The organism is Methylobacterium sp. Leaf93, from assembly GCF_001422345.1.
Lineage (GTDB): Bacteria > Pseudomonadota > Alphaproteobacteria > Rhizobiales > Beijerinckiaceae > Methylobacterium > Methylobacterium bullatum.
Genome location: NZ_LMMS01000001.1, coordinates 177,691 through 189,631 on the forward strand (window position 1 = coordinate 177,691; position 11,941 = coordinate 189,631).

Genomic DNA, 11,941 nt, shown 5'->3' on the forward strand with positions numbered 1-11,941 from the left:
ATCGCCATGAGCTTCCTTCCAGCCGACGCCGTCGAGTTCATCGGCTTCGCCGCCCCGCGCTACACTTCCGAGACCCATGCGGCTTCGGGACCGGCCATCGACCGCGACTACCTGCGCCTGCTCGCCCAGGCGCATGAATGGGGCGGGTTCGACCGCATCCTGGTGGCCTTCTACGCGACCCAGCCCGATGCGCTGCTGCTCTCCGCCCAGATCGCGGCGGTGACCGACCGGATCGGCCTCATGATCGCCCACCGCACCGGATTCACCGCACCGACGGTGGCCGCGCGCCAATTCGCGACCCTCGACCAGCTGACGGGCGGGCGCGTCGCCATCCACGCCATCAGCGGCGGCGACGACAGGGAACTGGCGCAGGACGGCGACCACCTGACCAAGGACGAGCGCTACGCCCGCACCGACGAATTCCTCACCATTGCCCGGCAGGTCTGGACCGCCGAGGCACCGTTCGATTTCGCCGGCGCGCATTACCGGATCGACCGGGGCTTCTCCGAGGTGAAGCCGGTAAACCCGCGCGGCATCCCAGTCTTCTTCGGAGGGGCCTCCCCGGCCGCCATCGCTGTCGCCGGACGGCACGCCGACACCTACGCCCTGTGGGGCGAGAGCCTCGATCAGGTCCGGGAGGCGATCTCCAGGGTCCGGGCGGCCGCCGCCCCCCATGGCCGCGACCCGCGCTTCAGCCTGTCGTTCCGGCCGATCCTGGCCGCGACGGAGGAGGAAGCCTGGGCCAGGGCCGAGGACATCCTGGCGCGCACCCGCGCCACCCGCGCCGCCAGGGGACTCGGCCCGGCAGCCGCGCCCGAGAACGAGGGCTCGCGCCGCCTGCTCGCGGCGGCCTCGCAGGGCTCGCGCCTCGACAAGCGGCTCTACACCGCCATTGCCCGTGAGACGGGCGCCTCGGGCAATTCCACCGCCCTCGTCGGCACGCCGGAGCAAGTGGCCGACGCCCTTCTCGATTACCACGACCTCGGGGTGCGGACCTTCCTGATCCGCGGCTTCGACCCGCTGGAAGACGCCATCGCGTATGGCCGGGACCTGATCCCCGCCTTCAAGCGACTCCTCGCCCAGCGTGGCGCCCGGGCGGAGGCAGCCTGATGCGCGCCCTCATCGCCATCCTCGCCCTGCTGGCGTTCACCGGCATCGCCCGCGCCGACGAAACCGTGCTTCGCGTCGGCGATCAGCGCGGGAACGCCCGCGCTCTGATGGAGGCGGCCGGCGTCCTCGCCGACCTGCCCTACAAGCTCGAATGGAGCGAGTTTCCCGCCGCCGCCCCGCTCCTCGAAGCCCTCAATGCCGGGGCGATCGATGCCGGCGGGGTCGGTGACGCGCCCTTCACCTTCGCGGCGGCGGCAGGCGTGCCGGTGAAGGCGTTCGTCGCCTTCCGCAACAAGCAGAACGGGCTGGCGATTCTCGTCGCCAAGGATTCGCCGATCAAGAACGTGGCCGACCTGAAGGGCCGGAGCATCGCCACCAATCGCGGCTCCATCGGCCATCAGGTGGTGCTCGCCGCCTTGGAGGAAGCGGGCCTTCCGGCCAATGCGGTGACCCTCCGCTTCCTGCCCCCGGCAGATGCCAAGATCGCGCTCGCCAGCGGCAGCGTCGATGCCTGGGCGACCTGGGAGCCCTACACCTCCACGGCGGAGCTTGCAGGCCTCGCCCGAGTCGTGCGCGACGGCAACGGCATCACGCCGGGCCTGAGCTTCGCGGTGGCGTCTGACGCCGCGCTAAAGACCAAGCGCGCGCAGCTCGCCGATTTCGGCCGTCGCCTCGTGAACGCGCGCGAATGGGCGCTCAAGGACCCCGCGCCCTACGCGGCGGTGTGGTCGAAGCTCATCGGCCTGCCGGAGACCGTGCCTTTGCGCTGGTTCTCGCGGGCGGAGTATCGGGCGGTGCCCATCGACGACGCGGTGATCGCCGACGAGCAGCGCAACATCGACCTCTATGTCCGTTCCGGGCTGATCCCCGCCGCGCGGGCGCCGCGCGCCGACCTGATCCTCGACCGGAGCTTCGAACCGTCGGCGATCGCGGTACGTTGACCAGACCGCCGCCGAGGATTGCCGCCAAGGACCGGACCCATGCACGACCCTTCCGACCATAGCCGCGACCACGCCCATCCCGACCACGGGCATACACATGAGCACGAGGCGGCGCCCGCCACCGAGCGCTGGAAGCATGACGGCGTGCGGGTGATTCCCGGCGACAAGCTCGATTCCAACACCGCCCAGACGCCGGGCATGTTCCGGCAGGCGGCGATCAACCATGCCCGCGTCGGGGCGCAGAAGATCTGGGCCGGCACGGTGGCGATCGCTCCCGACGCCAAGACCGGCGTCCACCATCACGGCGCCCTGGAGAGCGTGATCTACGTGGTTTCCGGCCGCGCCCGCATGCGCTGGGGCGACAAGCTCGAATTCGTGGCCGAGGCCGGCCCCGGCGACTTCATCTTCGTGCCGCCCTACGTGCCGCACCAGGAGATCAACGCCGATCCGGACCAGCCCCTGAACTGCGTCCTGGTGCGCTCCGACAACGAGGCGGTGGTGGTCAACATCACCGATGTGGACCCCGTGGAGCGCCCCGAGACGGTCCACTGGGTCGACCCGATCCACAAGCATCCCTGATTCCGCGCCATACCGAGAGACGCCGCTCCATGATCCATCGTCGCCACGCGCTGCGGGCCGCCGCCGCGCTGAGCCTTCTCGCCCTCGCTCCGGGACGCGTGCTCGCCGCCGAGCCGAAGACGCTGCGCATCGGCTACCAGAAATCCTCGACGCTGATCGCCCTGCTGAAGCAGGACGGCAGCCTGGAAAAGGCGCTGGAGCCCCTCAAGGTCAATCTCACCTGGCACGAATTCACCAGCGGCCTGCCGGTGATGGAGGCGCTCAACGCAGGCCAGATCGACCTCTCGGCGGATGTGGCCGACACGGTGCCGATCTTCGCCCAGGCCGCCAATGCGCGGATCACCTACGTGGCGCAGGAGGCCGCCTCGCCGGCCGCACAAGCCATCGTCGTGGGGGGCGATTCCCCCATCAAGTCGGTGGCCGACCTCAAGGGCCGCAAGGTCGCGGTGACGAAGGGCGCCGGCAGCCATTACCTGCTGCTGGCCGCCCTCAAGGCGGAGGGCATCCCGTTCAAGGCGATCACCCCCGCCTACCTCACCCCGGCGGACGGGCGCACGGCGCTGGCCAGCGGCGGGGTCGAGGCCTGGGTCGCCTGGGACCCGTTCCTGTCGGCCGCCGAACTGCAATCGGGCGCCCGCATCCTGAAGGACGGCACCGGCCTGTCGCTCTACAAGCGCTACTATCTCGCCTCGGACGAATACGCGGCCAAGCACGGTGACATCCTCGACATCGTCTTCGCCAAGCTGCGCGACACCGGCACCTGGGTGAAGGCCAACCCGGACGAATCCGCGACCCGCCTCGGCGCCCTTTGGAAGCTCGACACGGCCATCGTCGCCAAGGCCAATGCCCGCCGCACCTACGTCGTCGAGCCGGTGACCCGCGAGGGGCTGACCGAGCAGCAGACCATCGCCGACGCGTTCCGCGCCGAGGGCCTGCTGCCGCGCCCCGTCGACGCCTCGTCGCTGGGGATTTGGGCGCCGACCAAGTCCTGATCGCCGCCCATGAAAAATCCCGATGAGCCGGGCTCATCGGGATCGGAGCGTTCCTCACCGCGTGAAGAACGGGCTCACCACTTGTAGGAGACGCTCGCCACGACCTTGCGCTGGGTGCCGTAGAAGCAGGCGAACTCGGACGAGCATGACGACACGAAGCGGCGGTCGCCGATGTTGATGACGTTCACGGCCGCACGCCAACCGGCATAGTCGTAATGCACCGAGGCGTCGAAAGTGACGTATTCCGGCACGGTGAGGGTGTTAGGGATATCGGCGAAGGAACGGCCGACATAGTTCACGCCACCGCCGAAGCCGAAGCCTTTGAAATCACCCACCGGGATCGTGTAGTCGGCCCAGAGCGATGCGAGATTCTCTGGGATGCCCACCGGGACGAACCCGATGCGGGGATCCGTTGGGCCCGCGCCCTCGATCGTCCGGAGACCGTAGATCGTATACGATGCGACGAGGTTCAGACCTTCCGCCAGGGTCGCCACTGCCGAAGCCTCGAAGCCGCGCGAACGGACCTTGCCGACCTGGACGTTGACGAATGGGTTCTCCGCCGTAGCGGTAAGCACGTTGTCGCGAACTAGATCGAAGGCGGCGAGGGTGAACAGCGTGTTCCAGCCCGCGGGCTGGAACTTGGCGCCGACCTCGATCTGCTCACCCTTCTCGGACTTGGCGGGAACGTTGCCGGCGAGCACGCCGGCAGTCGGGTTGAAGGACGTACCGTAGGTGACGTAGGGCGCCAGACCATTGTCGAAATTGTAGATCAGGCCGAGACGGCCGGTGAACGCACCCTCGTTGATCTTTGTCGAGTTGTTGGGGAGGAGCTTGTCGTCGACGTTGTTCGTGACAAAGTCCTGGCGGCCGCCGATGAGGAAGGTCAGGCGCTCGGTGAGGGCGATCTGATCCTGCGCATAGAGACCGACCTGCTGGAGCTGCTGGTTGATCACCCGGTACGGCACGGTCGCGGCGGCCGACTGGTAGTAGCGCGGGAATAGGACGTTGAGTCCCGGCGGAGGCGTCATGAACGGCGTGACGCCCTGATTGTCCGACAAGCTGTAGCGCTTGTAATCGACGCCCATCAGCAGGGTATGACCGAAGTAACCGTCGTTGAACCGGGCCTCGGCCTGGTTGTCGACGGTGAATATCCCGGCGCGCGGCGTCGTCAGGAAGCCATAGCGGGCGAGCTCCGTCTGAGTGGCATTGTTGTAGCCGTTGGCGACGTAACGGGAATCCGAGACTTCCGTGAATGAGAACCGGAAGTTCTGGCGCACGGTCCAGACATCGTCGACATGATGCTCGAACTCGTAGCCCAGATTGGCCTGGTTCCGGGTATAGCGGTCGACGAGCGGGTCACTGGCGTTGAGCTTGCGGTCGATGCGGAATCCCGAGGCGTTGTTCCGCACCGTGCCGGAATACGGAAGGAACTGGCCGGCGCCGCCGGTCTCGTCGCGCTGGAAACTCGTGAGCACGGTGAAGGTGGTGGCGCCGTCGGGCTTATAGGTGAAGCTCGGGGCGATGTAGTAGCGGTCCTCCGGCGCGAAGTTCACCTGGGCGTCGCCGTTCTGGAAACGGCCGGTCAAGCGGTAGAACCAGTGGCCGGAATCATCCACCGGGCCGCCGAGATCGAAGGCGGCGTAGCGCTGGTCGAACGAACCGCCGCCGAGTTCGAGGTAGCGCAGCGGCTCGAGGGTCGGACGCTTGGAGACGATGTTGATGAGCCCGCCCACGGGGCTGCCGCCGAACAGGGTGGCGGCGGGGCCGCGCAGCAGTTCGATGCGCTCGGCGCCGAACGGGTCGATGCGGAAATTCGCGAAGGAGGTCTGGAACAGCTGGAGTCCGTCGCGGAACAGGCCGGATTCGGTGGCCGAGAAGCCGCGGATCAGGAACCAGTCGAGGCGCGTGTCGGGGCCGAACTGGTTGGCGTAGATGCCCGGCGTATAGCGCACGGCCTCGGACAGGGTCTGGGAGCCCTGCGCCCTAATCTGATCGGCACCGACGACGCTGATCGATTGCGGCGTGCGAATGATCGGCGTGTCGGTCTTGGTGGCCGTGGCGCTGCGGGTGGCGACGTAGCCATCCACCGGGCCACGGGCGGTCTCGGGCGCGCGACGACCATTCCCGACACCAGTGCCGTTCCCCGCGCCCGATCCTTCGACGCTCAACGTATCGAGGGTCACGGCCCGTTCCTGCGCCGAACCGGCTCCCGTCAGGGCGAGGACCGTGATCGACACCCCGGCCGCGAGGACGGCGGAACGGGCGAATGGGGACGACGACATGGACGGCCTGGCTCCAGATGACGGGCAGCAGAACGGGCTCGCGCAAATGGCGAGACGTAGCCTGCTGCGCTCTTTAGAATTATGATAAACTACTGTAATACAACATGTATTCGCCCTTCCGCCGTAGCTTTCGGCTCGGCCGGTGGCAAGATACCGAACACCCTTCGTCACTCGCCGTTGCTGCTTCGACACAGGCCGCGCAGGTTGTAATGCTTGTGCGCACTCAGCCTGCTGGAGGTGTCGGCGGCGACAACGATGCGGGATCGGGGCGTCAGCCAGTGGATCGAAGGGGTGTAACCGGATGAGGGCCGGGGCCCGTTCTCGACGCGACGCTTGGCGTGGCGGAGTGCGGCCTGTCCTGGATGACGGCCGATGGAGCCCATCCCCGGCGCGGCCGGCCGGGGATGGGGTGGGCGGCGGAGGCCTTTTACTTCAGGCGGTCGGCGGCCCAGGCGATATGGTCGTCGATGAAGGTGGAGATGAAGAAGTAGGAGTGGTCGTAGCCCTCGCGCATGTTCAGCGTCAGGGGGATGCCGGCCTTTTTGCAAGCCTCCTCCAGGAGCCAGGGGCGCAGGCCGTCTGCCAAGAAGCTGTCGGCCGTGCCCTGATCCACGAGGAATTCGGGGAAGCGCTTGCCGTCCTCGATCAGCGCGGTGGCGTCATGCGCGCGCCAGGCCGCCTCGTTGGTCCCGAGATACTTCTCGAAGGCGGGCTTCGACCATCCGGCCGTGGAGGGCTGGGCGATGGGCGCGAAGGCCGAGCAGGACTTGAAACGGTCGGGATAGGTCAGCGCGATGGTCAGCGCGCCGTGGCCGCCCATGGAATGGCCGAAGATGCCCTGGCGAGACATGTCGGCGGGGAAATTCTCGGCGATGAGGGCGGGGAGCTCCTCGGTGACGTAGCTCCACATCCGGTAATTGGTGGCGTAGGGCGCCTCCGTCGCATCGACATAGAAGCCGGCGCCCGAGCCGAACTGCCAGTTGCCGGCCTCGTCGGGAATATCCGCGCCGCGCGGGCTGGTATCCGGCGCCACGATGATCACGCCATGCTCGGCGGCGGCGCGGCGGTACTCGCCCTTGTCCATGACGTTGGCATGGGTGCAGGTGAGGCCGGACAGGTACCAGAGCACCGGCACCGGGCCGTTCTCGGCCTGCGGCGGCACGAACACCGCGAAGGTCATGGGACAGCCGGTGGTCTTGGCATCGTGCTTGTAGACGCCCTGCGTGCCGCCATGGGCGCGGGCCTTCGAGATGGTTTCCATGCGGTGATCTCCTGATGGGCGATGGTCGGTGCGGGCTCGTCCCTCCCCCCTCTGCGGGGGAGGGTGGGCCTCGCGTCAGCGAGGGTCGGGAGAGGGGAGCGCCGTATCCGGAAAGGGGGCCCCCTCTCCCGCCTGCTCCGCAGGCACCCTCCCCCGCAGAGGGGGGAGGGTCGAGGCGCTTCGTCTGGATGGGATCAGTAAACCACCACCGAGCGGATCGACTTGCCCTCGTGCATCAGGTCGAAACCGTGGTTGATGTCTTCCAGCGGCATGGTGTGGGTGATCAGGTCGTCGATGTTGATCTTGCCCTCCATGTACCAGTCGACGATCTTCGGCACGTCGGTGCGGCCGCGCGCGCCACCGAAGGCCGAGCCCTTCCAGACGCGGCCGGTGACGAGCTGGAACGGACGGGTGGAGATCTCCTTGCCGGCCTCGGCCACGCCGATGACGATCGACTCGCCCCAGCCGCGATGGCAGCATTCCAGCGCCTGGCGCATGACGTGGACGTTGCCGGTGCAGTCGAACGAGAAGTCCGCGCCGCCGCCGGTGACGTCGAGGATCGCCGAGACCACGTGATCGTTGCCGACCTCCTTCGGGTTGATGAAGTGGGTCATGCCGAATTTGCGGGCCATCTCCTGCTTGTCGGGGTTGATGTCGACGCCGATGATCTTGTCGGCACCGACCATCCGAGCGGCCTGGAGCACGTTGAGGCCGATGCCGCCGAGGCCGAACACCACGACGTTGGCGCCGGGCCAGACCTTTGCGGTGTAGATCACCGCGCCGATGCCGGTGGTGACGCCGCAGCCGATGTAGCAGATCTTGTCGAAGGGAGCGTCTTCGCGGATCTTGGCGAGCGCAATGGCCGGCAGGACCGTGAAGTTCGAGAAGGTCGAGCAGCCCATGTAGTGGAACAGGGTGTTCGCGCCGTTCGGGCTGCCGCCGGTGGAGACACAGGAGAAGCGCGAGGTGCCGTCCGGCATCACGCCCTGGCCCTGCGTGGAACGGATCGCGGTGCAGAGGTTGGTGCGCTGCGACAGGCAGGACTTACAGCTGCGGCATTCCGGGGTGTAGAGCGGGATGACGTGGTCGCCGACCTTCAGGTCCGTGACCCCGGCGCCGAGCTCGCGGACGATGCCCGCGCCCTCGTGGCCGAGGATCGCCGGGAACTTGCCCTCGGAATCGAGGCCCGACAGGGTGTAGGCATCGGTGTGGCAGATGCCGGTGGCCATTAGCTCGATGAGGACTTCGCCGGCCTTGGGGCCTTCGATGTCGATGGTCTCGATGGTGAGGGGCTTCTTGGCCTCCCACGCGACCGCAGCGCGCGTCTTCATGTCATTATTCTCATGTCTGGACGATCACGGACGGTGTCGAACTGCCGACTCTTCGGCTTCGCCTCATCCAGGGGAGGGCAAGCCGAACGGCCCGAAAATCTGTTTCGTGCAATGATGGTTCTGGAGACGAGATGCAACGCCCTCGGGCCGCGCGGGAGGTCGCGTCGCCCCTGTGTTGTCGCGGAAGCATACCGGCCGGCACCTCAGCGGTAGCCGGCGGCCTGCAGTTCGAACAATTCGGCGTAGCGCCCGCCCCTTGCCTGAAGTTCCTCGTGCGTTCCGGCCTCGATGACCTTGCCCCCGTCGAGGACGAGGATGCGGTCGGCCATGCGCACGGTGGAGAAGCGGTGCGAGATCAGCACGCAGCTGCGCCCCCGGCTGAGATCGCGAAAACGCTGGAACACCTCGAACTCGGCGCGGGCGTCGAGGGCGGCCGTGGGCTCGTCGAGGATCAGGATCTCGGCCTCGCGCATATAGGCCCGGCTCAGCGCGATCTTCTGCCATTGGCCGCCGGAGAGGTCGACGCCGTCGGCGAAGCGCTTGCCGAGCGGCTGGTCGTAGCCCAGCGGCAGGCGTTCGATCACGCCGTCGGCGAGGCTGCGCCCGGCGGCACGGGCGACGCGGGCGGCGTCCTCGCGCTCCTCGATGCGCCCGACGGCGACGTTCTCGGCGGCGGTGAAATCGAAGCGCACGAAATCCTGGAAGATGACGCCGATTCGGGCGCGAAGGTCGTCTAGGTCGTAATCGGAGAGCGGTCGGCCATCGAGCAGCACGCGGCCCTCGGTGGGGTCGTAGAGCCGGGTCAGCAGCTTGACGATGGTTGTCTTGCCGGCGCCGTTCTCACCCACCAGGGCCAGCACCTCCCCGGCGGCGAGGCGGAAGCTCAAGGACCGGACCGCCCAGGTCTCGGTGCCGGGATAGCGGAACCCGACCTCCTCGAAGACGATGCCGTGGGTGATCGGCTGCGGGAACGGCACGGGCCGCTCCGGCGAGCGGATCAGCGGCACCACCTCGAAGAACGAGAACAGGTCTTCGAGATACTGGGCCTGCGAGGAGATCTGCGAGAAGCCGAGCAGCAGGCCCTCGATCAGGCCGCGCAGGCGCTGGAACGAGCCGGCGAGGAAGGCGAGGTCGCCGATGGAGAAGGCGCCCGCCACCGTGCGCCAGACGATGGTGGCATAGGCCGCGTAATAGGCGAGCGTGCCGAGAGCCGCGAAGAGGCCGCCCCAGCCGGCCCGGCGGATGGCGAGGGAGCGATTGTCGGCCAGGAGCTTGGCAGCCACGATCCGGTAGCGCTCGGCGATATAGGCGTTGAGGCCGAAGAGCTTGACCTCCTTGGCCGATTCCACGCTGGCCCCGAGATAGCGCAGGTAATCGATCTGCCGCCGCTCGGGGGTGCGGGTCCAGGCGAGGCGATAGCCCTGCCGGTTGAAGTAGAGTTCGTTCAGGAAGGCCGGGACGAGGGAGCCGGCGAGCAGCAGGATCAGCCAGGGAGCGTAGGCGGCAAGCCCGATGCCGAAGGCAACGAGCGTGATGAGATCCTGCCCCTGCCCGAAGAGCTGGAACAGCAGGTTGGAGCGCCCGGTGACCTGCCGGCGGGCGCGCTCCAACCGGTCCTGCTGGGCGCTGTCCTCGAATTGCTCGAGGTCGAGGGCGGCGGCGTGGCGCATCAGCCGCAGCGTGGCGGCATTGGCGTAGCGGTCCGCGACCAGCCCGTCGGTGAGGGTGCTCAGCCGCCCGAGCAGATCGGACAGGATGGCGAGGCCGAGTTCCACCGCCACGAGACCGGCCAATCGGGCAAGGGCCGGGTCCGCCATCCAGCCGGCGAAGCCGGTTCCGGCCGGATGGGGCCGGGCGTGTTCGGCGACGATGGCGTCGAGGATGAGCTTGCCGAGATAGAGCATCAACACCGGCAGGCTCGCCCGCGCAAGGCGCAGGGCGATGCTCGCCATCAGCAGGCGCGGGCTCGCGGAATAGACGAGGCGAAACAGCGCCGGCAGGTAGCGCAGGGCGCCCACGCGCTCGACGACGAACCGGTTCAGCGAGGCAGCGAGGGAGGCGGTGGACATCGCGGCGGACCATGACCGGAGCGGCCCCGTCCGTCGATGCGTCGTAGAGTGCTCCGTCACCGTCCCCGACGGCGATGCCGCGACCGCCTCATGCGACGCGTGGTTTCAGATGATGCGCTTCGTGACGCAGACGCCTGAGGACATCGGCCAGGACGGCAAGACTTTGGTTTCTCTCCCATGTTAGCGTCCCGCATGTATTGTGCGCGTGAGGCGGGTTGGATGCTCAGCGGTTCGACTCTTCTACGGGTGGTGGTGCTCTTCGTCGTGGCGGCGGCGCTGGCGGGCCTGGTCCAGGCCTTCTGGCCGCAGGGCAGCGACGATCCGGCGGCGCTGGTGCAGCGCACCGAGCCGACCAAGGTGACTCCGCCACAACCCGCGCCCCCGCCGCCCGAGCGTCGTGCGGAGCCGGCGCCTTCCGCTCCGCAGCCCGCCGCTCCCGCCCCGCAAGCCGTGCTGCCGCCGTCTCCGATCCGGCCGCTGCCGCGGCAAACGCCGCCCGCCTCTCCGGAGGGAGCGAATTCCGCGCTCGACCCGGCCCCCCTCCCCTATGGCGGCCCCGTGGCGCCCCTGGCCGAGAGCCCTCCGCTGAACGCGACCCCATCCGAAACGCAGCAGGCCATCGACAATGCGGGTCCGGCGGCGGTCTCAGTGGTGGATCTCAACACCGCCTCGGTGGCGGAACTCAACGGCCTCAAGGGTGGCGGCATGATCGGCCGCGCCATCGCCCAGCGCCGGCCCTATGCCTCGGTGGATCAGCTTCTCTCGAAACGCGTCCTCAGCAGGTCGACCTATGAGCGGATCAAGAACCAGGTGACCGTGCGTTGAGCGATGGAGGCCGGCTTCGCGCTGGCATCGGACGCCGCCGCTTCGTAAGATCGGCGAGAGGGTCGTGGGCGCCAGCCATGCGATCGACCGAAGAGACAACGAGGCGCCGGGGCCGGATGGGTGAGATGCGTGCCACCACGGCTCGGCGAGGAACGGCCCGGTTCGCCGGCATCGCACGGACCGTTTTCGCAAAGCCCGCTCAGCTAGCCACGGGACAAAGCCGAATCCCACGCGCCCGATGCACCGGAAACGCTTGAAAGGACCCGATATGTTGACACAGTCCAGCAACATCACCCTGCGCGACGATCTCGGGGTGACGGAGACCTCCGAGACCGACAACGTGGTGCGGTGGGACGGCGAACGGCTCTATGTGGAGCACGACATCTATCACAACGGCCAGCTCGTCCATAAAAAGTACCGCAAGAACGTCACCGAACCCGTGGCGAAGGCACTCCAGGCGCTGATCAACCGCGCCAAGCAATAAGCATGGGCGGCGTCCGTCAGGCCCCACTGCCACAGGAGACCGGCGCGCCACAGGCGGGATCGGCCCT

Annotated in this window: 10 protein-coding genes; 6 read left to right on the plus strand and 4 right to left on the minus strand. The window is 67.9% G+C overall.

From position 1 onward, the window contains the following. The first annotated feature begins 6 nt into the window (after window positions 1-6). From ASF26_RS00850 to ASF26_RS00865, 4 genes are read left to right on the plus strand one after another with little or no spacing between them, the layout of a single operon-like run. The gene (locus ASF26_RS00850) at window positions 7-1,110 is read left to right on the plus strand and encodes an LLM class flavin-dependent oxidoreductase (protein WP_056248163.1); all 1,104 of its coding nucleotides are present in this window, start codon (window positions 7-9) and stop codon (window positions 1,108-1,110) included. After that, entirely contained in the window at window positions 1,110-2,051 is a 942-nt protein-coding gene (locus tag ASF26_RS00855; RefSeq protein WP_156462813.1) for an ABC transporter substrate-binding protein, read from the plus strand. Before ASF26_RS00850 ends, ASF26_RS00855 begins: the two co-directional genes overlap by 1 nt. A 39-nt stretch (window positions 2,052-2,090) precedes the next feature. Continuing rightward, a complete protein-coding gene (locus ASF26_RS00860; RefSeq protein WP_056248173.1) occupies window positions 2,091-2,630 on the plus strand; it encodes a cupin domain-containing protein in 540 nt (179 codons plus the stop codon). Between the two features lie 29 nt (window positions 2,631-2,659). After that, entirely contained in the window at window positions 2,660-3,622 is a 963-nt protein-coding gene (locus ASF26_RS00865; protein WP_056248177.1) for an aliphatic sulfonate ABC transporter substrate-binding protein, read from the plus strand. 74 nt (window positions 3,623-3,696) lie between these two features. Here the strand turns inward: ASF26_RS00865 and ASF26_RS00870 are convergent, their stop codons facing one another. The 4 genes from ASF26_RS00870 to ASF26_RS00885 all read right to left on the minus strand — a co-directional run bounded on the left by ASF26_RS00870 (window position 3,697) and on the right by ASF26_RS00885 (window position 10,565). Next, window positions 3,697-5,904 carry a TonB-dependent siderophore receptor gene (locus tag ASF26_RS00870; protein WP_056248180.1) on the minus strand — a complete coding sequence of 736 codons (2,208 nt, stop codon included), beginning with the start codon at window positions 5,902-5,904 and terminating at the stop codon, window positions 3,697-3,699. A gap of 427 nt (window positions 5,905-6,331) precedes the next feature. After that, complete coding sequence (gene fghA, locus ASF26_RS00875; protein WP_056248185.1) at window positions 6,332-7,165, minus strand: S-formylglutathione hydrolase; 834 nt, start codon at window positions 7,163-7,165, stop codon at window positions 6,332-6,334. Window positions 7,166-7,359: 194 nt separating this feature from the next. Further along, a complete protein-coding gene (locus ASF26_RS00880; protein WP_018041895.1) occupies window positions 7,360-8,496 on the minus strand; it encodes an S-(hydroxymethyl)glutathione dehydrogenase/class III alcohol dehydrogenase in 1,137 nt (378 codons plus the stop codon). Window positions 8,497-8,699: 203 nt separating this feature from the next. Next, complete coding sequence (locus ASF26_RS00885) at window positions 8,700-10,565, minus strand: ABC transporter ATP-binding protein (protein WP_056248188.1); 1,866 nt, start codon at window positions 10,563-10,565, stop codon at window positions 8,700-8,702. Between the two features lie 219 nt (window positions 10,566-10,784). Between ASF26_RS00885 and ASF26_RS00890 the strand changes: the two genes are divergently transcribed. Next, entirely contained in the window at window positions 10,785-11,390 is a 606-nt protein-coding gene (locus ASF26_RS00890; protein ID WP_056248191.1) for a helix-hairpin-helix domain-containing protein, read from the plus strand. Window positions 11,391-11,658: 268 nt separating this feature from the next. Then, a complete protein-coding gene (locus ASF26_RS00895; protein WP_056248196.1) occupies window positions 11,659-11,874 on the plus strand; it encodes a hypothetical protein in 216 nt (71 codons plus the stop codon). Window positions 11,875-11,941 lie beyond the last annotated feature (67 nt).